Here is a 26265-nt window from a genome sequence, read left to right on the forward strand (position 1 = left end):
CCCCTAAGGAGATGGGGGGTCTGATTGTACCCCCAACGCGCCTTGCCCAGCCGGAGCGAGGTGCGGCGCAAGCCTTCCGACCACTCTACCACGCCATGGGCAGAGCCGGGCGGCACGGTATATAATGACCCGTCAGCGCGCCCCGGGCGGTACCCGCGGGAGCGCCACCCTAGCCAGGAGGACCGCCCATGCTCGCCACGCAAGTCCGGCAGAAAGACGGCGTCTTCTATTTCGTCGCCTACCCGGCCGAAGACCTGCTGCGCAAGGTGCGCTTCGTGAGCCGATTCTACGGCGAGGGCGAGCAGATCGCCCCGACCGAGGTCGCGCCCGAGGATGAGATCGGCCAGTTCATCGCGCGGATCGAGCGCAGCGACAAGGCCTTCCAGCGGCAGCTTTCGCGGGCGAAGGTCAAGGCCATTACCAACTTCTACGAGACGGCCGTCAGCCAGCCGCCGATTCCCGGCACGGTGCTGCTGTTCACGCCCGAACGGCTCCGGTTCGAGCGGCTCGGCAGCTTCGAGCACGTCGGGAACCTGGAGGAGCCCGGCGGCAAGTACCTGATCATTGACGGGCAGCATCGGCTCGCCGCGCTCCACTTCTACCACAAGGACCGGCCCCAGGAGGCGCGGACGATCCGCGTCCCCTGCGTGATCTTCGACGGCCGCAGCGAGGACTTCGCAACCGAGATGTTCGTGATCATCAACTCGACCCCCACCCGGATCAACAAGAGCCATCTCGTGGACCTCTACGAGCGGGTTTCCTGGGCCGAGCCGGAGAAGAAGTTCGCCGCGCGGATCGTCGAGCACCTGTACGCCGAGTCCGACAGCCCGCTCCGGTACCGGATCAATCGCCTCGGCGGTCGCAGCCGCCAGGACAAGTGGATCCTTCAGGCTGAGCTGTTCAACGAGCTACACCGCTGGATCGCCCGCGAGTGGCGCAAGATCGAGAAGGAAGGCACCGGCGCGCGCGAGGCCCTCCGCTTCTACGGGCTCGTCCGGGATTTCTTTAAGGCAGCCGAGCGAGTCTGGGGCGACGCCTGGGGCCACCCGAACTCGATGGTCACCAAGCCCGTGACGCTCAAAGCCCTGGTGCGGGTCTGTGCCGACCTCGCCGCGCAGGACCGGGGGCCCGAGAAGGACCGCCTGGCCCGCTGGGAGCGCCGCCTGCTGCCGTGGAGGGAGCGGGTGCGGGAGTTTCGCGTCGAGGGGTTCTACGAGCGGTTCCCCGCCAAGGGCCAGGTCGAGCGCGTCGCCCGGATCCACCGCGAGCTGGCGCGGGCCATCGGCCTGGAGATTCGAGCAGCCGGCAAGCAGGGGGAGGAGGACTAACAGGATTAATGGGTTGACGGGCTGATCCCATGACCTGCTTCGCCATGCTCACCGCCTTCGGCCAGGACCGCCCCGGCATGGTGGCCGCCCTGGCGGAGGGTCTGTTCCGCCTCGGCTGCAATATCGAGGACACCTGCATGACGCGGCTGCGGGGCGAGTTCGCCATGATGTTGATGGTGCGCCTGCCGCCAGACCTGCCGCCGGACCGGCTCGCCGACCGGCTGGCGCCCCACACCGCCCCCCTGCACCTCACGCTCCTGTGCCGCGAGATTCCCGCCGAGGTCGCCGCGCGCCGGGGCGCGCGCGAAGCCGAGGCCCAGTTCATCCTCTCCGTCTACGGCGCGGACCAGCCAGGGATCGTCGCGCAGGTCGCCCGCTGCGTCGCCGACCACGGCGGGAACATCACGGACATGAACACCCGTGTCATCGGCGCACCGGACCGCCCGGTCTACGTGATGATCCTCGAGGTTCACCTGCCCCCGGAGTCCTCGCCCGACGCGCTCCAGGAGGCGCTCGACCGCCTCAAGCCGGCGCTGAGCGTGGACGTGACCTTTCGGCCGCTCGAGCGCGTCGAGCTGTAGCCCGGTCCGCCCGTGGCCGCCCGCCCGATTCGCCTGTACCCGGACCCGGCCCTCAAAGCCCGCGCCGCCCCGGTGGACCCCGCCGACCCAACCCTCCCCGGCATTGTCCAGGACCTGCTGGACACGCTCGAGGCCTCCCCCGGCGTCGCGCTGGCCGCCCCGCAGATCGGCGTGCGGCTCCGGATCATCGTCGTGGACGTCGCGCGGAAGAAGGGCGAGCGGGGCCACGGGCTTGTGGTCCTGCTGAATCCGCAGATCCTGCACCAGGAGCGGCCGCGGCTCATTCGGGAAGGCTGCCTTAGCGTCCCGGACTACACGGGCAACGTCCTGCGCTACGAGCAGACGGTGATGGAGGGGCTGACGCCGGAAGGCCGGGCCGTCACGCTGGCCGCGGCGGGCTTCGAAGCGCTCGCCTTCCAGCACGAGCTGGACCACTTGAACGGAGTGCTGTTCCTGGACCGGATTCAGTCGCTGAGCACGGACCTGTTCCGGCGGAAAGGGGCGATATGAGGAAGGTGTGTCGGGCCGTCACTCCCGCTGAAGAGTGTCGGGTCGCGCGGCTGGCTCCGCCGGGACCGGCACGGCAGGAGGCTGGTCTTCGGCCGGCTCGGGCTGCCACACATAGTCGGGCTTGAGCAACGGCCGGTATTGCGGCGGGACGGGCACGGAGAATGTCAGGACCTCGTAAGCCCCCGCGATCGTGCGCGCCCCGACCATCCCCAACCCTTCCAGAGTCCCGCGCGTCAACCCGACGAGCCAGCCCTTCTCGCGCGCGATCAGGGTGACCTGCTTGGGAAGCTCGGCCCACCCCGTGCAAAAGTTCGCCGCGCCGCGGGCGAGCTTGAGGGCGATCTGCTCGGCAAACCTCGGCCCTTCAGCCCGGACGAGCGCGGGCGCGCATAGAAGCGAGCCGACCCAGAAGATCGCTAGCACCACCCCGAATCCCATGCCCCGCATCGGTTCCCTCCCTCGCCCCGGTGACCCGATCCGTCGAGCGGCGCCATCATAGCCCAGCTCAAACCAAAGAGTCACGCTTGCAACGAGCCCGCGGTTTCTATACTGTACGCCGCATGACCGCCGCCCGCCTCCGTCCGACCGCGCTAGCCGCCCTCACCGGGCTCCTCTATCCGCTCTGCTTTCCGGACTATGACCTCGGCGCCCTCGCCTGGGTCGTGCTGGTCCCGCTCCATCTCGCCATCGCGAGCGCCACGCCGCGCCGCGCGTTCTGGCTGGGCTGGCTGGCCGGCACCATCGCCTTCGCCGGCCTCATGGCCTGGGTCGTCACGGCGATGCACCTCTACGGGAAGATGCCGCTCGTCGCGAGCTACCCTGTCATGCTCTTGCTGGCGGCCTACCTCGGGGCCTACGTAGCGGTGTACGCGGCGGCCGTCGCCTGGCTGCGTGCGGCCCGGCCGGCCCTGGCCTTCGCCGCCGCCCCCTTCGTCTGGGTCGCCTCGGAGCTGCTGCGGACCTACCTGCTCTCCGGCCTACCCTGGGCGCTCCTCGGCTATTCCCAGTACCGGTGGCTGCCTGTGATCCAGATCGCCGACCTGACCGGGGTCTACGGGGTATCGTTTCTGGTCGTGTTGATGAACGGCGCGCTGGCCGAGCTGGTCCTCTGGGGTCTCGGGCGGGCGCGCGGTCAAGCCACCATGCCCGTCCCCTGGCTGTCGTCCGCCCTCGCCGCCCTCGGCCTCATGGGCGCTCTGTGGTACGGATCTGCGGCCCTGGCGGGCGGCGGCCGGCCCGGCGAGGCGCGCACGATCCGGATCGGGGTCGTCCAGGCCAACATTGACCAGGCGCAGAAGTGGGATCTCGCCTACCGGCGCGCCACGCTGGACCGCTACATCCGGCTGACGGGCCAGGCGGCGGCCGAGACGGACCTCGTCGTCTGGCCGGAAGCGGCCACGCCCTTTCTCTTCGAGCAGGAGCTGCCCTACCGGACCGAGGTGACCGAGCTGGTGCGGCGCCATGCGGTCCCACTCCTGTTCGGCAGCCCGGCGCTGCGTTATTTTCCTTCTGGGCGGCCCTACCTCTTGAACAGCGCCTACCTGCTCGCGCCCGACGGCGCCATCGTCGGTCGCTACGACAAGCGTCACCTCGTTCCCTTCGGCGAGTACATCCCCTTGAAGTCCTCGCTCCTGTTCTTCCTCGACAAGCTGGTGGAGGGCATCGGCGACTTTGAGCCAGGACCCGGCCCGACGATCCTGAGCATCCCGCTCGCCGCCGACGGCCGCTCCGCCCCACCGGCGAAGTTCGGCGTCGCCATCTGCTACGAAGTGATCTTCCCCGACCTCGTGCGGGAGGCGGCCGCGGAGGGCGCCGAGTTCATGGTCACGATCACGAACGATGCCTGGTTCGGCTCCTCCGCCGCGCCCTACCAGCATTTCGGGATGGTGGTCTTGCGGGCGGTCGAAAACCGGATCGCCTTCGCCCGGGCCGCCAATACGGGCATCTCCGGCTTCATCGCACCGACGGGCCGCATCCTCGAGGCCACGCCCATTTTCCAGGAGCTGGTCGTGCAGGGGCGGGTTCCGGTAACAACGACGCGGACGGTCTATACGCGACACGGCGACATCTTCGCGTATTTCTGTGTTATAATCGCCGGAATTTTTCTCGTCACCGGACAGATGCGGCGCGGGCGAGAGACACCGGCCCACGAGCAAGCCGCGAGAGCTTAGGGGAAGAGGGACGCATGGTGGAGGAATGGCGCGCACGGGTCAGGGCGGTCGCCGAGCAGGTCACCGAGCTGCGGGGGCATCTTTGACCTCGCCCGCCTGAACGCCGAGCTGCGGGACCTGGAGCAAGAGGCCGCGTCCCCCGACTTCTGGAAGGATCCTCAGGCCGCCGCCCGCCTGAGCCGACGGAAGGCCACCATCGAGCGCGAGCTCCGCCGCTGGGCGGAGATTGACCGCCAGCAGGACGACCTCCGCGCGCTCGTCGAGCTCGCCGAGGAGAGCGACGACGCCGACCTCGAGCGCGAGCTCGCGGAGAGCGTGAAGCGGTTCGAAGCCACGGTCGCCCAGCTCCGGCTGGAGCTGCTGCTGTCAGGCGAGCGGGACGCGAGCAACGCGATCCTGGCGATCCACCCCGGCGCGGGCGGCACCGAGTCCCAGGACTGGGCGCAGATGCTGCTGCGGATGTACGTCCGCTGGGCCGAGCGCAAGGGGTTCAAGGTCGAGACCCTAGACCTGCAGCCGGGCGAGGAAGCGGGGATCAAGAGCGCGACGCTCGCCGTCACCGGCGCCTACGCGTACGGGTACCTCAAGGCCGAGGCCGGCGTCCACCGGCTGGTCCGCATCTCCCCCTTCGACGCCAACAAGCGCCGCCACACCTCGTTCGCCTCAGTTTTCGTCTATCCCGAGATCGAGGACGACGTGGAGGTCGTCATTGACGAGAAGGACCTACGCATCGACACCTTCCGGTCCGGCGGCGCCGGTGGCCAGAACGTCAACAAGGTGGAGACCGCGGTCCGGATCACGCACCTCCCGACCGGCATCGTCGTCCAGTGCCAGAACGAGCGCTCCCAGCTCAAGAACCGCATGGGGGCGATGAAGGTCCTCAAGGCGCGGCTCTACGAACTGGAGCAAAAGAAGAAAGAGGCGGAGTTCCAGGCCTTCGTGGGCGAGAAGAAGGAGATCGGCTTCGGGAGCCAGATCCGCTCCTACGTGTTCCAACCCTACCAGATGGTCAAGGACCACCGGACGGACCACGAGGTCGGGAACGTGGACGCGGTCATGGACGGCGACATTGACGGCTTCATCGAAGCCTTTCTTAAACAGCAAATGACGAGCAACAAATAGCGCATAGCCATGAGCTAGCAACTCTCCGCGGCTCGCTATCCGCTATCAGCAACCAGCTATTCGCGTATGGACGAACTGAACGACCAGCGCCTGCAGCGGATCAAGAAGCTGGAGGTCCTCCGGTCCCTCGGCGTCGAGCCGTACGGCCGACGGTTCGAGGTCAAGGACCGCGCGGGCGACCTCATCCGGCTCCACGGCCACAAGCCCAAGGAGACGCTGGAGCGGGAGGCGATCGTCTGCACGGTCGCCGGCCGGATCGTGGCGCTGCGGCGGTTCGGCAAGGCAGCCTTCGCGCTGCTCCAGGACGGGGCGGACCGCCTCCAGGTCTATCTCAAGAAGGACCGGCTCGGCGAGGCGGCGTACCGGGTGGCCCAGGAGCTGGACCTCGGAGATTGGATCGGGGTGAGCGGCGTCCTGTTCCGCACGAAGACCGACGAGTTCACGGTCGAGGTGCACCAGCTCACGTTCCTGAGCAAGGCGCTCCGGCCGCTCCCGGAGAAATGGCACGGGTTGACCGACGTGGAGACCCGCTACCGGCAGCGGTACGTGGACCTGATTGCCAATCCGGAGGTGCAGCGGATCTTCGTCGCGCGCAGCCGCATCATCGCCGCCATCCGCGCCTTCCTGGTCGAGAAGGGCTTCCTCGAGGTCGAGACGCCGATGATGCACCCGATTCCCGGCGGCGCGACCGCGCGTCCCTTCGTGACCCACCACAACGCGCTCGGCGTGGACCTCTATCTCCGGGTCGCGCCGGAGCTCTACCTCAAGCGGCTGGTCGTGGGCGGCTTCCCCCGAGTCTTCGAGATCAACCGTAACTTCCGGAACGAGGGGATCTCGACGGTCCACAACCCCGAGTTCACGATGCTCGAGTTCTACGTCGCCTACGCGGACTACCAGGACCTCATCGCGCTGACCGAGGAGCTGCTCTCGCGGCTGGCCCGCGAGGTGCTCAGGAGCACGACGATCGAGTACCAGGGCCACCGGATCAGCCTCGACCCGCCCTGGCGCCGTTGGGCCTGGCGCCAGGCGATCCTGGACGTCAACGGGCTGGATCCGGCGGTCCTGTCGGATCCGGCCGCGGCGCGCGAGGCGGCCCGCCGGCTGGGCGTCACGGTGCCCCCCGGTGCGGGGCTCGTGGACATCCTGACCGAAATCTTCGAGGAGACCGTCGAGCCCACGCTGATCCAGCCGACCTTCATCACCGACTACCCGATCGAGCTGTCCCCGCTCGCGCGGCGCAAGGATGCGGACCCCACGCTCACGGACCGATTCGAGCTGTACATCGCGGGGCGTGAGATCGCCAACGCCTTCTCTGAGTTGAACGACCCGCTGGACCAGCGGCAGCGCTTCGAGGCGCAGGCCGCCCGCCGGGCGGCGGGCGACGACGAGGCCCACCACGTGGATGAGGACTTCCTGCGAGCGCTGGAGTACGGACTCCCACCGACAGCGGGCGAAGGGATCGGCATTGACCGGCTCGTGATGCTGTTCACAAACCAGGCCTCGATCCGCGACGTCATCCTGTTCCCACAGTTGCGCCCGGAGAAGTGACCGTGCCCCTGCCCTACGAACTGTACGTCGGTCTCCGCTACCTGCGCGCGAAGCGGCGCCAGCGGACTATCTCGCTGAACACGTTCGTGTCCGTCGCCGGCATCACGCTCGGCGTCGCCGCCCTGATTGGCACGCTCGGCATCATGACCGGCTTCAAGGAGGACCTCCAGGCGAAGATCCTGGGTACGACCTCGCACATCGTCGTCCACGACAAGACGGAAACCATGAAGGACTACGAGCCCCTCGTCGCGCGCGTGGAGCGGGTGCCCCACGTGCTCGCCGCGACCCCCTTCATCTACCGTCAGGTGCTGCTCACGACCCAGTCCGGGGTCCAGGGGATCGTCCTGCGGGGCATCGACCCCAAGCGGGAGGCGCGGGTCACGGAGCTGGCCAAGAACATCAAGGCGGGGCGGCTCGAAGACCTCGAGGCGCCGGCCGGGCCGGAGCCGGCGGCCGGCGCGGACCCTGCGCCCGGGGCCCCGGCGAGCTACCCCGGCATCATCCTGGGCAAGGAGCTGGCCATGCGGCTGGGCGCCTTCGTCGGCGACCCTGTGAACGTCGTCTCCCCGGTCGGCTCCATCAGCGCGATCGGGATGGTGCCGAAGATCCGGGTGTTCAAGGTCGTCGCGGTGTTCGAGTCCGGCATGTACGAGTACGACTCGTCGCTGGCCTACATCGCGCTGGGCGAGGCGCAGAAGTTCTTCAACATGGGCGACACGGTCACCGGGATCGAGGTCAAGGTGGACGACATCTTCCGGGCCGGCGACATCGCCACCGCCATCCAGGTCGAGCTGGGCTTCCCCTTCTTGGCCCGGGATTGGATGCAGCTCAACCGGAACCTGTTCTCGGCGCTCAAGCTCGAGAAGACCATGATGTTCCTGCTCCTCGTGCTGATCACGATCGTCGCCTCGTTCAACATCGTGAGCACGCTGACGATGATCGTGACGGAGAAGCAACGCGAGATCGCGATCCTCAAGGTGATGGGAGCGACGCGCCAGGGGATCATGCGGATCTTCATGCTGAACGGGTTGGTGATCGGGCTGGTCGGCACCGCGATCGGGGTCCCGCTGGGGTACACGTTCCTGTGGCTCATTCAGACCTACTGGACCTTCGACCCGACCGTCTATTACATCTCCCACGTTCCCGTGCACATCCAGGCCACGGACGTGCTGCTGGTCTCGTTCTCAGCCATCCTGATTAGCTTTACCGCAACCCTCTATCCGTCCTGGCAGGCCGCGAAGCTGGACCCGGCGGCCGCCCTGCGCTACGAGTGACGATGGCCCAGCCGCTGATCCAAGCGATTGACCTCTGCAAGTCCTTCCCCATGGGCGGGCAGGAGCTGCGGATCCTGAAGGGGATCCGGCTCGAGATCGCGCGCGGCGAGATCGTGGCAATCGTCGGGGCTTCGGGGGCGGGGAAGAGCACGCTGCTGCACATCCTCGGGACGCTCGACCGGCCGACGTCCGGCACCCTGCTGTTCGAAGGCCAGCCCCTCTTCACGCGCTCCGAGCAGGAGCTGGCCGAGTTCCGCAACCGACGCGTCGGGTTCGTCTTCCAGTTCCACCACCTGCTGCCCGAGTTTACCGCGCTCGAGAACACCTGCCTACCCGCCCTGATCCAACCGCGCCCGTCGGCCGAGACGCGCCAGGACGCAATCGCCCTCTTGGAGGCCGTCGGACTGGGCCACCGGCTCCACCACAAGCCCGGGGAGCTGTCGGGCGGCGAGCAGCAGCGCGTGGCCGTCGCGCGGGCGCTCATCCAGCGCCCGGACCTCGTCCTGGCGGACGAGCCGACCGGGAACCTCGACACTCACACCGGCGAGGAGCTGTTCGATCTCCTGCACAAACTCAACCGGGACCGCGGGACGACCTTCGTCATCGTCACGCACAATGAGAAGCTCTCCAGCCAGGCAGATCGGGTCATCCACATGCAGGACGGGATGATCCTGAAAGCCTGATGCCCCTCCGGCGCGGTCTTCGCCTCGGGATCAGGACGCGGGCTGGGTGCGGAGATAGACCTTGGCCTCGATGAAGACCTGGAGGAGGTGCGGATCCACCTTCCCGTGCTTGGCCTCCTCTTCCAGAATCTCCAAGGCCTTGGGAATCGGGACGGCGGCCTTGTAGGGCCGATCCGCGGCGGTGAGCGCGTCGTAGATGTCGCTCACCGTCATGATGCGGGTCTGGACGGGGATCACCTCCGCGCCGACCTTGCGGGGATAGCCGGAGCCGTCGAGCTTCTCGTGGTGCCCGTACGCGATCTCGGGGATGTTCTTGAGAGACTTGGTCCAGGGGATCGTGGAGAGAAATCGGTACGTGTGGGTCACGTGGCTCTCAATCTCCTTCCGCTCGACCTCGGTCAGGCTCCCCTTGGGGATCGAGAGCGCGAGGACCTCGTCCTGGCTCAGGTAGGGCCGTTCGCCTTCGAAGGCCTCGTAGCGCCGCTGGGCGATCTCGTGCAGCCGATCAAAGCCGCCCTGCGGAAGCACGGTGGGCCGGTTGCACGCCAGGATGAACTCCAGCAATCCGTCCGTCTCGGCGATTTGCTGCGCGAGGCCCTCGTCCACCTCGGCGAGCAGCGCCGCGGTGGCGGCGCGGTCCCCCGAGAGCAGGATCTCCACCTTGCGCCGGAGCGCCCGGGCTTCCAGCGTTCGCTTGATGAAGTCGAACCGGGCCTTCAGCAGCGCCAGCTCGCCCGGCAGGAGCTTCTCGGCCTTGACCAGGACGTGCTCCCGCACGCCGACCTTGCCGAAGTCGTGCAAGACCGCGGCGTACCGGATCTCCTTCATCTGGTCGTAGGAGAAGGTGATGTCCTTGTACGGCCCCCAGTCAATCCGGTCAATGACCTCCGCGAGCCCGCAGCACAGCGTCGCCACGCGGCCGCTGTGGCCGCTCGTCGTAGGGTCTCGGCTCTCGATCGCGAGCACGCTCGCCGAGATGAAGCCCTCGAACAGGTGGTTGATCTCCTGGTAGAGGTTGGCGTTCTCGATCGCAATACCGACCTGGTGGCCCAGGCTCACGAAGTCCTGGAGGTCTTCCTCCCCGAACAGGCCCCCGTCGCGCTTGTTGATCGCCTGCAGGACGCCGAGGAGCTTGTCGCGCGCCTTCACCGGCACGCAGACCATGTTGCGGGTCCGGAACCCGGACTTGATATCCGCCTCCCGGTTGAACCGTGGATCGCTCCAGCAATCGTTCACGATGACCGGCTCCCCGGTCATCGCCACGTAGCCGGCGATCCCCTGCCCGACCTTCAGGCGAATCTGCTTAACCACCTCGCCCTTGGGCCCCAGCGCGATGTCGAAGTACAGCTCTTGCGCCGCCTCGTCCCAGAGCAGGAGCGAGCCGACCTCCGCGTCCATCAGGACGGTGGCGCCCTCGATCGCCCGCTTCCGGATCTCGGCCTGATTCAAGCTGGAGTTGAGGACCGCACTGATCTCCTGCAATTTAGTCAGCCGGGCGATTTGCTCCTGGTGGCTCTTGAAGAGGCGCGAGTTGTCCAGCGCGATCGCCACCTGGTTGGCCAGGCACGCGAATTCCGTGAGGTCCCAGTTGCTGAAGGGCCGCCCGTCCTTCTTGTTCACCGCCTCCAGCACGCCCAGGGTTCGGTCCCTCGACCGGACCGGAACCGCGAGCAGCGATCGGGTCGGCACGCCTCGCGCCCGGTCCACCGCCCGATCTATCCGGGGATCCCGCTCCGCTTCCCTGACCATGACGGGGGCGCCCGTCCGTGCGACCTCGGCCGTGTAGCAGTCAGGGGGCCTGACGCTCGGCGGCGGCCCGCACAGGCCCGACAGCCCCACCTCCACCGCGACGTGCAGCGCGCCGGTTCGCTCATCGGCCAGCGAGAGCAGGCCCGCCTCGGCCTCCACCAGACGGAGCGCCGCTTCGACCGCCTGTTGCAGGATCGCGCGCGCATCGAGGGAGGAGTTCAGGATGCGGCTGACCTCCTCCAGGTGCTGAATCCGGACGATTTTCTGGACGTATTTGCGCGCCAGCCGGGCGTGGTCGAGGCCCATCGCGAGTCGCGGCGCGGCGCACTCGAGCAGCTCGACGACCGCCGCCTGGCCCCGCTTCTCGGGCGGCACCCCTTCCAGAACCAGCGCGCCTTCCACGCGCTTGCCCCGCTTGAGGGGGCAGGCGAGCAAGTCCCCCGACGAGAGCGTGTGCCCCTCTTGGACCATCTGGGCGACGAGGACAACCCACTGCAGGGACACCCGGTCGTTCACCCGCCCGCCGGTCGCCACGCACTGCATCTCCTTGGTCTGCTCATCCTGCAAGTACACCGCGGCATGGCGGGCTCCGGTCAGCTCGAGGAGGAGCCGCAGGAACGCCTTCGCCATCTCCTCCGGCGCCCGCCCGCTGTTCACCGACTGGGCAATGATCTCGAGCAGGTCCCGCTGGGGCTGATCGGAACCGGCGGGAGACGAGGACAGCGCACGGCGGTCGAGCTTCATCCCTGGCTTAGGAGCTCTAGTGCTGGCCGACCCGCCCTTTGTCTGGACCGGACGGGACCCCCCGCGCCCGTGAGCTTGCCGCGGGCTGGCCATCACGCTCCTGTCGGCCCCGCAGCCCGGCCTGGGACGCCGGAAGCGGTGGCAGTCATGGCTTGCTTGAGGGACCGGACGAACCGGCCGACGCGCCCGGCCAGGTCCGGCCCCTGTTGGTGCGCGGCGATCTGCCGTACAATGGCGCTGCCGACGATGACCCCGTCGGCGATGCCGGCGACGCGCGCCGCGTCTTCCTCGGTGGCGACGCCGAACCCCACCGCCACCGGCACCCGCGAGACCTTGCGGATCCGGTCCACGTTCCGCTGGACCTCGTCGAGATCGCGCAGCTTGGCGCCCGTGATGCCGGTCAGGGAGACGTAGTACACGAAGCCGCGCGACCGCCCCGCGATCATCGCCCGCCGCGCCGGCGTGCTGGTCGGCGCTAGCAGGTAAATCAACGCGGGCCCGCCCTGCGTGGCGCTCGCGGCCTCCAGCGGCCCGGCCTCTTCCGGCGGCATGTCTGGCACGATCAGGCCGTCCACGCCGACCTCCACCGCCCGCCGGCAGAACGCCTCCGCGCCGACCGCATGGATCGTGTTGTAGTAGGCCATGAGCACGAGCGGGACCTCCGTCCGCTGGCGGAGCCGGGCTACCGCGTCGAGGATGCGGCGGAGCGACGTCCCGCTCCGCAAGGCCCGGTCGGCCGCCTGCTGGATCACCGGCCCGTCGGCCATGGGATCGGAAAACGGGACGCCCAGCTCGATCACGTCCGCGCCCGCCCGCTCCAGCTCGAGGACCAGAGCCTCGGTGTCCTGGAGCGACGGGTCGCCCGCCATGATGTAGGCGATCAGCGCCTTCTCGCCCTTCGCGCGCAGCCGGTCGAACGCGGCATCCAGACGACTCCGCGTCGGCGACGCGGGACGCGGGAGGCAGGACGGGCCGGACTCGGTCCCGCCTGACCGCCGCAACCTGCCACCCATCACACCGCCCCCGCTACCCGTCGCGCTTTTCACAGCGTGACGCCGCGCAGCCGCGCCACCTGCTGCACGTCCTTGTCGCCGCGCCCCGAGAGATTCACGAGCACGACCTGGCTCTTCCTGAGGGCGGGCGCCAGCTTGACCACCTCGGCGATCGCATGCGCGCTCTCGAGCGCAGGCATGATGCCCTCCTCCCGCGCGAGCAGGTCGAAAGCCGCGAGCGCCTCCTCGTCGGTCGCATGGGTGTACCGGATGCGGCCGGCTTCCCGATAGAAGCTGTGCTCGGGCCCGACCGCCGCATAGTCCAGCCCCGCCGACACCGAGTGCGTGAGGCTGACCTGGCCGTCCTCGTCCTGCAGGAGGTACGTCATCGTCCCGTGGAGCACGCCCGGCCGCCCGCGCGCGAACCGGGCCGCGTGCTTGCCGCTCTCGAGCCCGAGCCCGCCGGCCTCGACCCCGACCATCTGCACCCGCCGGTCCTCGAGGAAGGCGTGGAACAGCCCGATCGAGTTGCTCCCGCCGCCGACGCAGGCGACCAGATAGTCCGGGAGACGCCCCTCAGCGGCCAGGATCTGCCGCCGGGCTTCCCGCCCGATCACGGTCTGGAAGTCGCGGATCATCATCGGATAGGGGTGCGCGCCGAGGACGGAGCCGAGCACGTAGTGGGTCGTGCGGACGTTCGTGGTCCAGTCGCGCATCGCCTCGCTGATCGCGTCCTTGAGCGTGCGGCTCCCCGCCTCCACGCCCGTCACGGTCGCGCCGAGCAGCCGCATGCGGAAGACGTTGAGCGCCTGGCGCTGCATGTCCTCCGTGCCCATGTAGATCTCGCAGGTCAGCCCGAACATCGCGGCCACCGTGGCGACGGCCACCCCGTGCTGGCCTGCGCCGGTCTCGGCGATCACCCGCGGCTTCTTCATCCGCCGCGCCAGCAGCGCCTGGCCGATCGCATTGTTGATCTTGTGCGCCCCGGTGTGGCAGAGGTCCTCACGCTTGAGGTAGATCTTCGCCCCGCCGAGCCGGCGCGTGAGGCGTTCCGCGAAATAGAGGGGGGTCGGGCGCCCGACGTAGCGGGACAGGTACCGGTTGAACTCGGCCTGGAAACCGCGGTCGCGCCGGGCGGCCAGGTAGGCCCGCTCGAGCTCGAGCAGCGCGGGCATCAGAGTCTCGGGCACGTACCGGCCGCCGTACTGGCCGAACCGGCCCGCGGCATCGGGGAGCTGGCTCATGGGCATCCGTAGATTCGCGAAGAACAACCAGGGGGAGTATAGACCTACGGCGTGATTCTGGCAAGCCGAACGGCGGTGATGAACGCACGAATCTTGGCAGGATCTTTCTTGCCGGGGCTGCGCTCGACCCCGCTGCTCACGTCCACCCCGTAGGGGCGCACCTGCTCGACAGCCTCGCGAACGTTGTCCGGGGTGAGGCCGCCCGCCAGGAGAACCGGCGCAGCGCGCGCCGCCTCGGCCGCGAGGGCCCAGTCGGCAGTCTTCCCCGTGCCGCCGTAGGCCTCGTCCGCGTAGGCGTCCACCACGAACCCGCGCACCTGGGCCCGCCCGCGCAGCTCCGCCAAGGCGAGGAAGTCCGCGCGGCTCCGCAGTCGGATGGCCTTGAGGACCGGGCGGCCCAGAGCCTCGCAATAGGCAGCCGTCTCGTCGCCGTGGAGCTGCGCGAGCGCCAGCCCGCAGTCGTCCATCAGGTCCCGGACCTGCTTGGCCTCTTCGTTGACGAACACGCCGACCGGGAGCACCAACGGGGGCAGCCCCGCGACGATGCGCTGAACGACGGCGGGCTCGACGTACCGCGGGCTCTTGGCGTACAGCACGAACCCCAACGCGTCCGCGCCCGCGTCCACCGCCGCCCGCGCGTCCTCGGCGCTCGTGATCCCGCAGATCTTGACCTTGATCCCGCTCATGGATCCCTATTCTGGCCTCACGCCGATCGCCTCGACATAGGCCTGGGCGAACAGGATCGTGGGCTGCGCCGCCCACTGGCGCAGGGCGCGACACAGGGCTCCCACCTCGTCTCGGCCGAGCCCCAGCCCCGCGACGGCTTGCCGTCCCACGGCTTCCTCGATGCGCTGGGCCAGCAGCTCGGCCACGAGCGGGACCTCCTCATAGCAGTCGTACATTGCCGTCAGCCGGATGTCCGCGAAGCCGGCCCTCTCTAAGAGTCGTCCGCATTCGCGCCCGACGTAGGGGTTGCCACCATTCCGAGTTTGAATCGCCTTGAAGACGTCAAGGGCGCGCGCGACGTCCGGCTCCGCCGGCGCCATGAGGTTTCCGCCCCAATCGGGGCTCGCGAGCGCGACCAGCCCGCCGGGCCGGAGGACGCGCCGCAGCTCCTCGAGCGCGGCGAGCGGCTCGCTCAGGTGCTCGAAGAGGGCATGGGCGAAGACCACGTCGAAGGTTCCGTCCGAAAAGGGGAGCCGGTACACATTGGCCGCCTCGAACCGGACGTTCGTGAGGCCCCGCGCGGCCGCGGTCGCTTCGGCCAGCGCCACCTGACTGGGCGCCACATCCACGCCGACCACGAGCCCTGGCGCGACTGCCTCGGCCAAGCCCACCGTGATCGTGCCCGGCCCGCAGCCGCAATCGAGCAGCGTCATCCCCGGCTTGAGCCGCGGCAACAGGAACGCGGCATCCCGGGCGGCATGCCGCCGCCGCATGTACCGGATCGCGGCCTCGCTGTAGCCGGGGCTGTAGGTCTCCATCGCCGACCGTGCTCGTCACCCCCGCGCCTGGCAGAAGCTCAGCCGCGCCCCGGCGGTGTCCCGTGGCACCAGAACCCGCCCAACCCCGGCCAGCCCGTGATCGTAGTGGTCCAGCCCCTCGGCCTGCCAGGCCCGGGCGAGCCCCTCCAGGTCTTCCGTCGCCAGCATCACAAGCTGGAGACCGTCCACGGCCATGCTGGGGAAGAGCTTGATCGTGCCCCGCTGCAGCCGAAACCTCCCCTCTACCGGCTTCTCGCCGAGCAACTGGGCATAGGCTGTCAGCGCCGGCTGGAGGTCCGTGACCCCGACCTCGACGGTGTCCACGCGCGTCGCGCCGCCGAGCCCCTCAGTCGGCCCTGGCACGCGCAGCGCGCGCGGCGTGAGGTCGTGGATCAGGAAGGGCAAGGTTGGATTTTCAGGATGCGCGGTCCGCCAGCCGACCCGCTGCCCGTCCGGCCGGACCCGCGTGCCCGGCGCGGCCTTTTGGATGGCCAACCCGCGCGCCCGCACGGCCCGCAGGTCCGCCTCATAGTCCGTCGTCTCGAGCGCGAACCCGGCGAAGCGGTTCGCGCGCCCCAGCGCTTCGAGGACCTGGCGGGTCAGTGGAAACTGTGCGGCCAGGGCAGCCTGCTTGACCGCGATCAATTCCAGATAGGCCCCGTCCGCCAGCAGCACGAGCGCGTTCTCCGTGCCAAACTGCGGATGTTCCCCACCCCGCAGCACCTGAAATCCCAACCGCCGGTAGAGGGCCACCGCCTTGTCGAGATCCTCCACGGCGACGAGGACATGGTCAACGCCGAGGATCACCGAGTGTCCCGTTCCTCCCTTGTCCCCAGCAATTCCCGCACCTTGGCGCCGATGTCGGGGGCCTTGACGAGGGCTTCCCCGACGAGCATGGCGTGGATGCCAGCCTCCAGAAGCCGCTCGACATCGTCGCGCGAGGCGATGCCGCTCTCGCTGACGATCACCTTGCCGGCCGGAATCCGCTTCGCGAGCCGGAACGTCACGGCCAGATCCGTCGTGAAGGTCTTGAGGTCCCGGTTGTTGATCCCGATCAGGCGGGCGTCGGGCAGCCACTCCAGCACGGTGTCCAGCTCCTTCTCGTGGTGCACCTCGATGAGGACGTCCAGCGCCAGCTCCCGTGCGAGCGCAGCAAAGTCCACGAGCTGCCGCCGCTCCAGCGCGGCGACGATCAGCAGCACCGCGTCGGCCCCGTAGGCGCGCGCCTCGTAGAACTGGACCTCGTGGACCATGAACTCCTTGTCAAGGGCCGGCAAGCCCACCTTCTCCTTCACGGCGCGCAGGAAGTCCAGGCTCCCTTGGAAGAAATCCTGGTCGGTCAGCACTGAAACCGCGGTGGCGCCACTCTCCTTATAGACGGTCGCGATCGCGACCGGATCGAACCGCTCCGCGAACTCAGGCCGCAGGAGCCCCGCGCTGGGCGAGGCCTTCTTGACCTCCGCGATCAGTGCGGGGTGCGATGGGGCCCGGCTGGCTTCGAGCGTCACCGCGAACTCGAGCGGCCGGCCCAGATCGGCGATCCGGCTCTTCAGCTCGGCCAGGTACCCCCGGCTCCGCTTGTGCCGGATCTCCGCCCGCTTATGCTCCAGGATCCGATCCAGGATCATGCGCCTTTCCCCATCACCCATCACAGCCTGTTGGTGAACGCGATCAGCCGCTCCAGCTTCTCCATCGCCGCGCCGCTGTCAATCACCCGTCCCGCCAGTTCGAATCCCTCCCGCAGGGTCTGTGCCTTCCTCCCAGCCACCAATGCCGGCGCGGCGTTCATACAGACCACGTCCCGTTTCGGGCCCTTGTGGCCGCGGAGAATGTCTCTGGTAATCCGGGCGTTCTCCTCCGCATCCCCTCCGGCCAGCTCCCGCAGCCGCACGCGCTCGAGCCCGAAATCGCCGGGGTCCAGGTAGAAGGTGGACACGACCCCGCCCTTCCCTTCGGAGACGCGAGTCCGGTCCGTCAAGGTGATCTCGTCGAGCCCGTCCATGCCGTGCACGACGAAGCAATGCTGCGTGCCCAGCCGGACTAGCACGTTCGCCATCAGTTCCGTCAGGTTCGGATCGAAGACACCGAGCACCTGGATCGTCGCGTCCGCCGGGTTGGTCAGCGGGCCCAGGATGTTCAGCAGCGTCCGGACGCCCATCTCCTGCCGTGGCCCCGCGCAGTGCTTCATCGTGCCGTGGAACCGCGGGGCGAACAGGAACCCGATGCCGACCTCATTGACGCAGTCGGCGGTGCGCTCGGTGGGGATGTCAATGCGCACGCCGAGGGCGGTGAGGACATCCGCGCTTCCGGAGCGAGACGAGACCGACCGGTTCCCGTGCTTGGCCACTGTCAGGCCGGCGCCGGCGACCACGAACGCGGCCGTGGTCGAGATGTTAAAGGTATTGGCTCGGTCCCCGCCGGTCCCGCAGGTGTCCACGACCAGGGGATCGGCCGCCCGGATGCGGATCGCCTTGGCTCGCATGGCTCGCGCCGAGCCGGCGATCTCGTCCACGGTCTCGCCCTTCATCCGGAGCCCCATGAGATAGGCCCCAATCTGGGCCGGCGTCGCTGCGCCCGCCATGATTTCGAGCATGACATCTTCGGCTTCCTTCTCCGAAAGAGCGATGCGGTCGGCGAGCTTGGCGATCGCGTCTTTGATCATGGCCACCAACGGATAGCGAGCGGCGAGCAGCTCACAGCCAACAGCTCTCAGGAGGTGTCCCTCTTCTGGCTGGTTGCTGCAAGCGGTTCGCTAGAGCTTGAGAAAATTCCGGAGCAGGTCCATCCCCGCCCTGGTCAGGATGGATTCCGGATGGAACTGGACGCCCTCGGCGCCCAGCGTCCGGTGGCGCAGGCCCATAATCTCGCCTTCAGCCGTCTCAGCCGTGACTTCCAGGCAGTCCGGGAGGGTCGCCCGGTTCACGAGCAGCGAGTGGTACCGGGTCGCCTCGAAGGGGTTCGGCAGCCCGTGGAAGATCGTCTTGCTGTCGTGGTGGATCATGGACGTCTTGCCGTGCATCAGCCGCTCAGCTCGGACGACCTCGCCGCCGAAGGCCACCGCCAGGGACTGATGCCCCAGACAGACCCCGAGGATCGGCAGGCGGCCGGCAAAGTAGCGGATGGCCTCGACCGAGATGCCCGCCTCCCGCGGCGTGCAGGGGCCAGGGGAGATCACCAGCCGCTGCGGCCTCAGGGTCTCGATCTGCTCGACCGTGATCTTGTCGTTCCGGTACACCCGGACGTCCTCCCCCAGCTCCCCGAAGTACTGCACGAGGTTGTAGGTGAAGGAATCGTAGTTGTCGAGCACCAGGAGCATCGTTGGAAATACCCAGTGGTCAGGGGCCGTGAAGAGACGCTCTAAGCTCCGCAGCACCGACCACGGACCACTGACCACAAGCCATCGACCATCTCTTATTCGAGGCCCCGCTCCGCCAGCTCGATCGCCCGCATCATGGCCCGCGCCTTGTTGCAGGTCTCGTCATATTCGCGCTCGGGCTCCGAGTCGGCGACGATGCCCGCCCCAGCCTGGATGGAGGCCTGGCGGCCTTTGATCACGATCGTCCGGATATTGATGCAGGTATCCATGTTGCCCGAGAAGCTGACATAGCCCACCGCACCGGCGTAGGGGCCCCGCCGGGTGGGCTCCAGCTCCTCGATGATCTCCATCGCGCGGATCTTCGGCGCGCCCGACACGGTGCCGGCCGGGAAGCAGGCCCGCATGACGTCATAGACCGAGCGTGAGGAGTCGAGCTCCCCCTGCACCTGGGAGACGAGATGCATCACGTGCGAGTACCGCTCGACCTGCATGAGCCGGTCCACCCGGACGGTGCCCATCTTGGCGACGCGGCCGACGTCGTTCCGGCCCAAGTCCACCAGCATGACGTGCTCGGCCCGCTCCTTCTCGTCCGCCAGCAGTTCCCGCTCCAGGGCGAGGTCCTGCTCCTCGGTCCCGCCGCGCCGCCGCGTGCCCGCGATCGGCCGGACGGAGATCCGGCCGTCCTCGCACCGGACCAGCGTCTCCGGCGAGGAGCCCACCAGCTCGACCCCCGCGACCCGCAGGTAATACATGTACGGGGAGGGATTGACGACCCGGAGCGCCCGGTAGATCTCGAACGGCGGGGCCTGGATGCGCACGTCCCACCGCTGGGAGACGACCGCCTGTACGATGTCGCCCGCGCGGATATACTCCTTGGTCCGCATGACCATCTTCTCGAAGTCGGCCCGGCTCATGTTCGGGGAGAACGCCAGCGGCGTGCGGCGCGCGCGCGGCCGGTGCGGCCGCAGGGGGCGCCGCAGCCGGGCGATCATCCGCTCGATCCGGGCCACCGCGTCGGCGTAAGCCCGTCGGACGTCCGCCTCCCGCTCGGACCGCAAGTGCGCATTCGCCACGACCTGGATCTTCTGCGCCACACGGTCGAAGATCAGGAAGGTGTCGGTCAGCAGGAAGGCCAGTTCGGGCAGCCCCAGCCCGTCCTTGCGCCGAGACGGGATCGCCTCGAAGTGGCGAACGACGTCGTAGGCGAGGTACCCGACCGCACCACCCACGAACCGCGGGAGCCCCGGCACCGTCACCGGCCGGTAGGCTGCCATCAGGTCACGGATGCAGTCCAGCGGGTCGCTCCCCACCCGGCTGGTCACCGCCGCCCGTCGGCCGCGGCTGGCCTGCGTCACGATTAATTTGCCGCGGTCCTCGTGGACCGTGAGTGGGGAACCGCCGCCGAGGAAGGAATACCGCGCCCAGTGCTCGCCGCCTTCGACGCTCTCCAGGAGGTAGGCGCAAGGCCCGTGGTCGATCTTCCGGAACGCGGAGACCGGCGTCTCCAGGTCGGCCAGGATCTCGCGATACAACGGGATCAGGTTGCCCTGCGAGGCCAGCGCCCGGAACTCGTCGAAGCTCAGGGAATAGGTCGGTTTCCGCATCCTCTGCCCGAACGGCCTGCCTCGTCTCCGCCGGCCGCTCGTCTCGCCTTCCTTACTGATAGCCGACGATTAACCGCCGCCCGACTTCGATCAGGTCGTCCGAGAGGTGGTTCCACTCCTTGATCTTGCCCACGCTCACGCCATAGAGGCGGCTGATCCGGAAGAGGGTCTCGCCCGGCCGGACCTCGTGGTAGACTGGGACGCTCCCCTCGGCCTTCGCAGCCTCGGTGGGAGCCGGAACCGCCCCAAGGCCAGGCGGCTCGCCCGTGTCCGGCTGACCGCGCTCGTTGCGGCCCGGCTTTTTAGCCGCGGGCCGGGTACGCGCCGCCGCTTCTTCGCGCTCCCGCTCCCGCTGCACGGCAGCTTCGCGGAGCAACGCCGCCTCTTCCTGGAGGCGGGCCATCTGCTCGCGGACCGCCTGCAATTGGGACGCCAACTCCTTGTTGCGTGACTCCAGCTCGGCCGCCTCCTTCTTCACGCGCTTGAGTTCGGCGTCGAGCTCGCCGGTCCGCTTCTCCTCCTGGGCCAGTAGCCGCTGAAAGTTGAGGGCCCGGGTCTTTTCCGCCTCGTATTTCTCCTGCATCACGCATCCGGCCAGCAACGTCCCGGCAAGGCAGGCCGCCACGAGATGGAACCTCTTGCCGTTTCCCATGGTCACGTTTGCCTCCCCTCTGTTCTGTCAGTAGGTCCTCGCGCCGGTCGGTCGCCCCAGGCGCGGACTCCCCCGCCGGCTCGGTGTTTTCCCAAGGATAGAGCCCGGTCGGCCGAAAGTCAAAGCGAAAGACCGCCTGAAGACGCGCGTCGCGAGCGCCCCGGCCGTTTGACCCCCTCCCTACCGCTGTGCTAGGGTGTGATCGTTCCGGCCCCTTCACGAGGCGCCAGCCCCCTTGACCGATCGAGATGCGCGAGCGCAGGGAATCGGGTTCCGACCGCACCGTTCAGATTGACGGCGTGACGCTGCGCCTGGCCCAACCGCTCGACACCGGCCAGGAGTGGATCGGCGCCCGCGACGCGCTGAAACAGCTCCTGGCCTGCTGGCTCGTCGTGGACGAGCGGGACCTCCCGCTCTCCCCCCGCATCACGGGCCCCCCTGGCATCGGGAAGACCACGCTCGCCATGGCGGCGGCGCGCGAGCGGAAGCAGCCCCTCTTCATCTTCCAGTGTACGGCTGATACACGTCCGGAGGACCTGCTGATCACGCCGGTTCTCGCCGAGTCCGGGACGATTACGTACCACGCCTCCCCGCTCGTCTCGGCGATGCTGGCCGGCGGCGTCTGCATCCTGGACGAAGGCAACCGCATGAACGAGAAGAGCTGGGCGTCGCTCGCACCGCTGCTCGACCACCGGCGGTGCATCGAATCCATCGTCGCAGGCATCCAGGTCAAGGCTGCCCCCGAGTTCCGCTGCGCGGTGACCATGAACGAGGACGCCTCCACCTATGAGGTGCCCGACTATATCCTGTCGCGGCTGCAGCCGACCCTGAACCTCGGCTTTCCGGAGCGCGCTGACGAGCTCGCGATCCTGCGCTATCACCTGCCCTTCGCTCCCGCCGACCTGCTCACGCTCACGGTGGACTTCCTCCAGGCGGCCCATCAGCTCAACCTGGAATTTTCCGTCCGCGACGGCATTCATCTCTTGCAATACGCGCTCAAGCGACTGGCTCAGGATCCAGTCCATCCCCTCGCTAAGGACGAGGTCTGGCGGGAGGCGCTCGTCAAGGTCCTCGGTGAGGAGGCCCTGGATCTCGAAGGCCTGTCGCGCCGCCGGAAGCGCGCGCTCAGCGACCAGCCCCTGCCGCGAGGCCTGGGCGACTTCTTCTTCGAGGGAGATGATCCGCTGCATCCGGACAAGTAGGCCGACCGGAGAGCAGTCCGTGAGCGGGACCGGTCCGCTTCACTCTTCGACCGGCCGGACGGACGACGGGCGAATGGTATGACGACGGACGCCGCGCTCAAGGCGCTCAAATTGTCGCCGCGGATCGAGATCCTGCCGGTCCTGCACGCCAGCGGGGATTTCGCCCAGGAGGTCCGCGAAACCCTGATCGCTCGCCGGTACGACTGTCTCGCCGTGCCCCTCCCCCCATCGGTCGAGGAGCCCCTGGAAGCCGCCGTGGGGAGGCTGCCGGAGATCACGGTCGTGACGCTGCCCGAGCCGGATCAGGACGGTGGACCGGCCTGCAGCTTCGTGCCGGTGGACCCCTGCCAGGCAGCGGTGATGGGGGTCCGCGTGGCGATGGGCGAAGGCATCGCGCGTGCCTATATTGACCGCGAGGTCGCCGTCTTCGAGCCGGCGCCCCTGGCCGCCCCGGACCCCTACGCGCTCAAGCGCGTCTCCCCCGCCGCCTTCGCCGCGGCCTTGCTGCCGGGCCTACCGGCACCCATGCCGGGCAGCCAGCGCGCCGCTCGCATCGCCTGGATGGCCTTCCGGCTGCACGAGCTGGAACTGGACTACGAGGCGATCCTGTGCCTCTGCCCGCTCGCGGATTGGCCATGGCTCCGAGAGGCTTACCGGGAGCGCGCCCGCTATGAACCGCCGGAGCGCCCGGCCGGCCAACCTGCGGTCCATCCCGTGGCGCCCGCGACCCTCTACTTCGTGCTCGGGGAGCTGCCGTTCATCACGGAGCTGTACGAGCGTCGGCGGGCCGAGGTCCGCTCCGACCGCCATCTCTCCGTGGATGGGATCAAGGAGCTGCTGCTGGAAGCTCGGGCACGCTGGCAAGCCCGGCGGGAGGCCGAGGCGCAGTCCGTCCCGAACTGGGTCACGCCCCAACTGCTCCAGCTCTATCTGCAGTACGTCAGGAACCTGGCGCTCCTGGAGCGCCGCCTGACGCCGGACCTCTATACCCTAGTCCTGGCTGCCAAGCAGATGGCGGGCGATGAGTTCGCGATCACCCTGCTTGAGACCGCCAAGAGCTACGCGTTCCAACCCGACGACGCGCCTGCAACCTGGCTCTCGGCCGGCCTCGGCAAGGTCGAGTTTCCCGACGGGCTCGTCGCAGCGGCCAAGAACCGGCTCCAGGGCGCGCCGCTCGCCTGGCGGCGGCTGGAGTTGAAGCCGACGCCGACCCGGACGAAGCGACGCCACTGGGGGCTGCTCTGGGATACCCACCGGCAATGCTCCTGGCCGCCGGAGGATCGTCGGATCGAGAGCTTCACCCGCCACGTGCGGGAGCAGGCCCAGGCCCTCCTGGGGGCAGACCTGGCCCGCGTCGAGAAGTTCACGACCTCGTTCAAAGACGGCCTGGACCTGCGCGAGACCCTACGCCGCTCGTTGACTGGCCCCAGGACGAGCCAATGGCCCCGCCATCCTCCGGGCCCGTCCCCCGCAGCGGCGCGCCCGCGCATGGACATCTACGTCAAAGAGATCCCGCCGGCTCGGGGCCACGTCGAGGCCGTCGTGTTCCTGTTCGACACGCCGGCCGATCCCGCTCGCTACTCCTGGCAGGCCACCTGGTACGCCGAGCATGAGGAGGAATCCACGCTCTGTTTTTACGCTAGCCCGTTCCTGGACCAGATGGTTGGGCCGGGCATCGGCCAGTCCTGCTACGGCGGCGCCCTGTTCCTCTTTCCACCCCGGCCGATCCCTGACATCTGGCAGGACCCGAGCCTAGCCTTCACCCAGACCCTGGAGGAGCGCCTGATCGCGGGCGCGGCCCTGCATTCCCGGGACCCGCACGTCGTGCTGGTGTCCCCGATCCCGCCGCTGGCCCGCTGGCGGCGGATCGCGCGCCGGTTCCAGCGGCGCCTCGTGCCGATTCCGCTCAGCCGGTTCTCCGGTCAGACGATTGACCGGCTTCGGCGCTTTCACGTGCTGAACGGCCATGAGATCCGCAGCTACGCGGCGCGGTACATCCGGCAATGACGAGGTTTCATGACGACCCATCTCCACCTGACCCGCGAGCAGGCCGAGCGGCGCATCGAGGAGTTGCGCCGCGAGATCCGCCGTCACGACTACCTCTACTACGTTCAGGACCGTCCGGAGATCTCCGACTCCGAATACGATCGCCTCTTCCGCGAGCTCACCGAGCTCGAGGCCGCCCATCCCGACCTGATCACGCCGGACTCGCCGACCCAGCGGGTCGGCGCCCCGCCGCTTGACGAGCTGGCCAAGGTGCCGCACGAGCGGCCGATGCTGAGCCTTGACTCGGTCGCGGACCCGGAAGAGGTGCGCGCCTTCGACAAGCGGATGAAACGCGAGTTGGGCGTGGACACGGTCGCCTACACCGCCGAGCCCAAATACGACGGGCTCTCGGTCGAGCTGGTCTACGAGGGCGGCCGGTTCGTCCGCGGGGCCACCCGGGGCGACGGCGTCACCGGTGAGGACGTGACGGTCAACCTGCGCACGATCAAGCCCTTGCCCCTCCAGCTCCGGATGGACGCGCAGCCGCCCGGCCACCTCGTCGTGCGGGCCGAGGTGTACATGCGGCTGCAGGATTTCCAGGCGCTCAACAAGCGGATGACCGAGCGCGGAGAGGAGGCCTTCGCCAACCCGCGCAACGCCGCCTCCGGCTCGCTCCGCCAACTCGACTCGACGATCACCGCGGAACGCCCCCTGGTCCTCACCTGCTACGAGATCATGGCCCAGTCCGCTCCCCTGCCCGCGACGCACTGGGAGGAGCTGGAGGCGCTGGCGGCCTGGGGGCTCCCGGTGCCGATCCAGCGGGCCCGCTGCGAGACAATCGAGGAAGTCATCGCCTTCCACGCCGCGATGGCGCGCTCGCGCGACGACCTGCCCTTCGAGATCGATGGGGTCGTGGTCAAGGTGGACCGTCGGGACTGGCAGGAGGCGCTCGGGGTGCGCTCCCGCAGCCCCCGCTGGGCGATCGCCTTCAAGTTCACCCCCCGCAAGGAGATCACCCAGATCCAGGACATCGTCGTCTCGGTCGGGCGCACGGGAACCCTGACCCCCCTTGCCCTGCTCAAGCCCGTCGAGGTCAGCGGCGTCACGATCAGCCGGGCCACCCTCCACAACGCCGACGAGGTAGCCCGCAAGGATATCCGGGTCGGCGACACGGTGAAAGTCGAGCGGGCCGGCGATGTGATTCCGGCGATCGCGGAGCGCGTCCCGGTGCCGGGAGAACAGCGGGCGGAGCCCTTCCGGATGCCCGACCGGTGCCCAGTCTGCGGGTCGGCGGTCGCCCGCGAGGGGGCCTACTACTATTGCTCGGGCCAGACCGTCTGCCCAGCGCAGCTCAAGGGGGCGATCGAGCACTTCGCCTCGAAGCGCGCCCTGAACATCGAGGGGCTCGGCCGCAAGACGGTCGCCCAGCTCGTGGACCGGGGACTGGTCCGCGACCTCGCCGACCTCTACACCCTGACCAAGGACCAGCTCCTCACCCTGGACGGGTTCGCCGAGCGGTCGGCGACCCTCCTGCTGGAGGCGATCAGCAAGAGCAAGCGCGTCCCGCTCGAACGACTGCTGGTCGGGCTGGGGATCCGGCAGGTCGGCGAGCACATCGCCCGTGTGCTCGCGCGGCGCTTCGGCTCGCTGGAGGCGGTCATGGCGGCCGACCGGGAGACCCTCGAGTCCATCCATGAGATCGGCCCGGAGATCGCGCGCAGCCTCGAGTCCTTCTTCCACGAGGAGCGCAACCGCCGGGTCATCGCCCGGTTGTTGGAGCTGGGGTTGACGGTCGAAGGGCCGGACCGGGCCGGCGGGACGGAGGCGCGGCCACTCGACGGCAAGGTCTTCGTCTTCACCGGCACGCTGGCGCGCTATAGCCGCGACGAGGCGGCCCGCTTAGTGGAGGCGCGCGGCGGCCGGGTGGCGTCCAGCGTCAGCAAGCGGACCGATTACATCGTGGCCGGCGCGGACCCGGGCTCCAAGCTGGAGGCCGCCAGGCGCCTGGGCGTGCCGGTGCTCAGCGAAGCCCAATTCGCCGAGCTGGTGGGACAAGACTGATCCGCCCGCCAGCG

At 68.7% G+C, this 26265-nt stretch carries 23 protein-coding genes; 11 read left to right on the forward strand and 12 right to left on the reverse strand.

Features of this window, described 5'->3' with window-relative positions; translation table 11 throughout:
- Positions 1 to 188: 188 nt before the first annotated feature.
- From ACWHYQ_RS14240 to def, 3 genes are read left to right on the forward strand one after another with little or no spacing between them, the layout of a single operon-like run.
- Positions 189 to 1328 carry a DGQHR domain-containing protein gene (locus ACWHYQ_RS14240; protein ID WP_447972779.1) on the forward strand — a complete coding sequence of 380 codons (1140 nt, stop codon included), beginning with the start codon at positions 189 to 191 and terminating at the stop codon, positions 1326 to 1328.
- Between the two features lie 29 nt (positions 1329 to 1357).
- Positions 1358 to 1909: a glycine cleavage system protein R gene (locus tag ACWHYQ_RS14245; RefSeq protein ID WP_447972780.1), complete on the forward strand. Its 552-nt coding sequence runs from the start codon at positions 1358 to 1360 to the stop codon at positions 1907 to 1909.
- Between the two features lie 12 nt (positions 1910 to 1921).
- Positions 1922 to 2419: a peptide deformylase gene (gene def, locus ACWHYQ_RS14250; RefSeq protein ID WP_447972781.1), complete on the forward strand. Its 498-nt coding sequence runs from the start codon at positions 1922 to 1924 to the stop codon at positions 2417 to 2419.
- An 18-nt stretch (positions 2420 to 2437) separates the two neighbouring features.
- On the opposite strand, the gene ACWHYQ_RS14255 is transcribed toward def, so the two are convergent.
- The gene (locus ACWHYQ_RS14255; protein ID WP_447972782.1) at positions 2438 to 2866 is read right to left on the reverse strand and encodes an exosortase system-associated protein, TIGR04073 family; all 429 of its coding nucleotides are present in this window, start codon (positions 2864 to 2866) and stop codon (positions 2438 to 2440) included.
- Positions 2867 to 2979: 113 nt separating this feature from the next.
- On the opposite strand from ACWHYQ_RS14255, the gene lnt reads away from it, so the two are divergent.
- The 5 genes from lnt to ACWHYQ_RS14280 all read left to right on the forward strand — a co-directional run bounded on the left by lnt (position 2980) and on the right by ACWHYQ_RS14280 (position 9217).
- Positions 2980 to 4590, forward strand: a complete 1611-nt coding sequence (gene lnt, locus ACWHYQ_RS14260; protein ID WP_447972783.1) for an apolipoprotein N-acyltransferase — start codon at positions 2980 to 2982, stop codon at positions 4588 to 4590.
- 14 nt (positions 4591 to 4604) lie between these two features.
- Positions 4605 to 5712, forward strand: a protein-coding gene (gene prfB / locus ACWHYQ_RS14265) for a peptide chain release factor 2 (RefSeq protein WP_447972784.1) whose coding sequence is annotated in 2 segments (ribosomal slippage) — positions 4605 to 4670 and positions 4672 to 5712 — 1107 coding nt in all. Because the reading frame shifts where the segments join, the coding sequence is not laid out codon by codon here.
- Between the two features lie 66 nt (positions 5713 to 5778).
- Positions 5779 to 7260: a lysine--tRNA ligase gene (gene lysS, locus ACWHYQ_RS14270; RefSeq protein WP_447972785.1), complete on the forward strand. Its 1482-nt coding sequence runs from the start codon at positions 5779 to 5781 to the stop codon at positions 7258 to 7260.
- Positions 7261 to 7268: 8 nt separating this feature from the next.
- A complete protein-coding gene (locus tag ACWHYQ_RS14275) occupies positions 7269 to 8534 on the forward strand; it encodes a lipoprotein-releasing ABC transporter permease subunit (RefSeq protein WP_447975570.1) in 1266 nt (421 codons plus the stop codon).
- Positions 8535 to 8536: 2 nt separating this feature from the next.
- On the forward strand, positions 8537 to 9217 hold the full coding sequence (locus tag ACWHYQ_RS14280; protein ID WP_447972786.1) for an ABC transporter ATP-binding protein: 681 nt from the start codon (positions 8537 to 8539) through the stop codon (positions 9215 to 9217).
- Positions 9218 to 9247: 30 nt separating this feature from the next.
- On the opposite strand, the gene ACWHYQ_RS14285 is transcribed toward ACWHYQ_RS14280, so the two are convergent.
- The 11 genes from ACWHYQ_RS14285 to ACWHYQ_RS14335 form a co-directional block, all read right to left on the reverse strand.
- Positions 9248 to 11710 (reverse strand): GAF domain-containing protein, encoded by a 2463-nt coding sequence (locus ACWHYQ_RS14285; protein WP_447972787.1) that lies wholly within the window; start codon positions 11708 to 11710, stop codon positions 9248 to 9250.
- 92 nt (positions 11711 to 11802) lie between these two features.
- Positions 11803 to 12723, reverse strand: coding sequence for a tryptophan synthase subunit alpha (gene trpA, locus ACWHYQ_RS14290; protein ID WP_447972788.1), 921 nt, complete (start codon positions 12721 to 12723; stop codon positions 11803 to 11805).
- Positions 12724 to 12752: 29 nt separating this feature from the next.
- Complete coding sequence (gene trpB / locus ACWHYQ_RS14295) at positions 12753 to 13946, reverse strand: tryptophan synthase subunit beta (protein ID WP_447972789.1); 1194 nt, start codon at positions 13944 to 13946, stop codon at positions 12753 to 12755.
- A 44-nt stretch (positions 13947 to 13990) separates the two neighbouring features.
- On the reverse strand, positions 13991 to 14632 hold the full coding sequence (locus tag ACWHYQ_RS14300; protein ID WP_447972790.1) for a phosphoribosylanthranilate isomerase: 642 nt from the start codon (positions 14630 to 14632) through the stop codon (positions 13991 to 13993).
- A gap of 6 nt (positions 14633 to 14638) precedes the next feature.
- Positions 14639 to 15430 carry a methyltransferase domain-containing protein gene (locus ACWHYQ_RS14305; protein WP_447972791.1) on the reverse strand — a complete coding sequence of 264 codons (792 nt, stop codon included), beginning with the start codon at positions 15428 to 15430 and terminating at the stop codon, positions 14639 to 14641.
- A 15-nt stretch (positions 15431 to 15445) separates the two neighbouring features.
- Positions 15446 to 16237, reverse strand: coding sequence for a VOC family protein (locus ACWHYQ_RS14310; RefSeq protein WP_447972792.1), 792 nt, complete (start codon positions 16235 to 16237; stop codon positions 15446 to 15448).
- Positions 16234 to 17058 (reverse strand): indole-3-glycerol phosphate synthase TrpC, encoded by an 825-nt coding sequence (trpC, locus tag ACWHYQ_RS14315; protein ID WP_447972793.1) that lies wholly within the window; start codon positions 17056 to 17058, stop codon positions 16234 to 16236. The genes ACWHYQ_RS14310 and trpC overlap by 4 nt, the downstream gene beginning before the upstream one ends.
- 20 nt (positions 17059 to 17078) lie before the next feature.
- On the reverse strand, positions 17079 to 18092 hold the full coding sequence (gene trpD, locus ACWHYQ_RS14320; protein ID WP_447972794.1) for an anthranilate phosphoribosyltransferase: 1014 nt from the start codon (positions 18090 to 18092) through the stop codon (positions 17079 to 17081).
- Between the two features lie 90 nt (positions 18093 to 18182).
- Positions 18183 to 18746: an anthranilate synthase component II gene (locus ACWHYQ_RS14325; protein WP_447972795.1), complete on the reverse strand. Its 564-nt coding sequence runs from the start codon at positions 18744 to 18746 to the stop codon at positions 18183 to 18185.
- 95 nt (positions 18747 to 18841) lie between these two features.
- A complete protein-coding gene (trpE, locus tag ACWHYQ_RS14330; RefSeq protein ID WP_447972796.1) occupies positions 18842 to 20350 on the reverse strand; it encodes an anthranilate synthase component I in 1509 nt (502 codons plus the stop codon).
- A gap of 52 nt (positions 20351 to 20402) precedes the next feature.
- Positions 20403 to 21008 (reverse strand): LysM peptidoglycan-binding domain-containing protein, encoded by a 606-nt coding sequence (locus tag ACWHYQ_RS14335; RefSeq protein WP_447972797.1) that lies wholly within the window; start codon positions 21006 to 21008, stop codon positions 20403 to 20405.
- Positions 21009 to 21250: 242 nt separating this feature from the next.
- On the opposite strand from ACWHYQ_RS14335, the gene ACWHYQ_RS14340 reads away from it, so the two are divergent.
- The 3 genes from ACWHYQ_RS14340 (at position 21251) to ligA (ending at position 26251) form a co-directional block, all read left to right on the forward strand.
- A complete protein-coding gene (locus ACWHYQ_RS14340; RefSeq protein ID WP_447972798.1) occupies positions 21251 to 22204 on the forward strand; it encodes an AAA family ATPase in 954 nt (317 codons plus the stop codon).
- A 78-nt stretch (positions 22205 to 22282) separates the two neighbouring features.
- Positions 22283 to 24211, forward strand: a complete 1929-nt coding sequence (locus tag ACWHYQ_RS14345; protein ID WP_447972799.1) for a hypothetical protein — start codon at positions 22283 to 22285, stop codon at positions 24209 to 24211.
- 27 nt (positions 24212 to 24238) lie between these two features.
- Entirely contained in the window at positions 24239 to 26251 is a 2013-nt protein-coding gene (gene ligA, locus ACWHYQ_RS14350; RefSeq protein WP_447975571.1) for an NAD-dependent DNA ligase LigA, read from the forward strand.
- Positions 26252 to 26265: the final 14 nt, after the last annotated feature.

This window comes from Nitrospira sp. Kam-Ns4a (assembly GCF_965152595.1).

What these genes read in the sequence shown, in the direction of transcription:
- trpD (WP_447972794.1), bottom strand. Translation starts at nt 18,092, where the DNA reads ATGATCAAAGACGCGATCGCCAAGCTCGCCGACCGCATCGCTCTTTCG.
- lysS (WP_447972785.1), top strand. Translation starts at nt 5,779, where the DNA reads ATGGACGAACTGAACGACCAGCGCCTGCAGCGGATCAAGAAGCTGGAG.
- ACWHYQ_RS14340 (WP_447972798.1), top strand. Translation starts at nt 21,251, where the DNA reads ATGCGCGAGCGCAGGGAATCGGGTTCCGACCGCACCGTTCAGATTGAC.
- ACWHYQ_RS14300 (WP_447972790.1), bottom strand. Translation starts at nt 14,632, where the DNA reads ATGAGCGGGATCAAGGTCAAGATCTGCGGGATCACGAGCGCCGAGGAC.
- lnt (WP_447972783.1), top strand. Translation starts at nt 2,980, where the DNA reads ATGACCGCCGCCCGCCTCCGTCCGACCGCGCTAGCCGCCCTCACCGGG.
- ACWHYQ_RS14345 (WP_447972799.1), top strand. Translation starts at nt 22,283, where the DNA reads ATGACGACGGACGCCGCGCTCAAGGCGCTCAAATTGTCGCCGCGGATC.
- trpC (WP_447972793.1), bottom strand. Translation starts at nt 17,058, where the DNA reads ATGATCCTGGATCGGATCCTGGAGCATAAGCGGGCGGAGATCCGGCAC.
- ACWHYQ_RS14325 (WP_447972795.1), bottom strand. Translation starts at nt 18,746, where the DNA reads ATGCTCCTGGTGCTCGACAACTACGATTCCTTCACCTACAACCTCGTG.
- ACWHYQ_RS14245 (WP_447972780.1), top strand. Translation starts at nt 1,358, where the DNA reads ATGACCTGCTTCGCCATGCTCACCGCCTTCGGCCAGGACCGCCCCGGC.
- trpA (WP_447972788.1), bottom strand. Translation starts at nt 12,723, where the DNA reads ATGGGTGGCAGGTTGCGGCGGTCAGGCGGGACCGAGTCCGGCCCGTCC.
- ACWHYQ_RS14255 (WP_447972782.1), bottom strand. Translation starts at nt 2,866, where the DNA reads ATGCGGGGCATGGGATTCGGGGTGGTGCTAGCGATCTTCTGGGTCGGC.
- ACWHYQ_RS14240 (WP_447972779.1), top strand. Translation starts at nt 189, where the DNA reads ATGCTCGCCACGCAAGTCCGGCAGAAAGACGGCGTCTTCTATTTCGTC.
- ACWHYQ_RS14305 (WP_447972791.1), bottom strand. Translation starts at nt 15,430, where the DNA reads ATGGAGACCTACAGCCCCGGCTACAGCGAGGCCGCGATCCGGTACATG.
- ACWHYQ_RS14280 (WP_447972786.1), top strand. Translation starts at nt 8,537, where the DNA reads ATGGCCCAGCCGCTGATCCAAGCGATTGACCTCTGCAAGTCCTTCCCC.
- ACWHYQ_RS14285 (WP_447972787.1), bottom strand. Translation starts at nt 11,710, where the DNA reads ATGAAGCTCGACCGCCGTGCGCTGTCCTCGTCTCCCGCCGGTTCCGAT.
- trpE (WP_447972796.1), bottom strand. Translation starts at nt 20,350, where the DNA reads ATGCGGAAACCGACCTATTCCCTGAGCTTCGACGAGTTCCGGGCGCTG.
- trpB (WP_447972789.1), bottom strand. Translation starts at nt 13,946, where the DNA reads ATGAGCCAGCTCCCCGATGCCGCGGGCCGGTTCGGCCAGTACGGCGGC.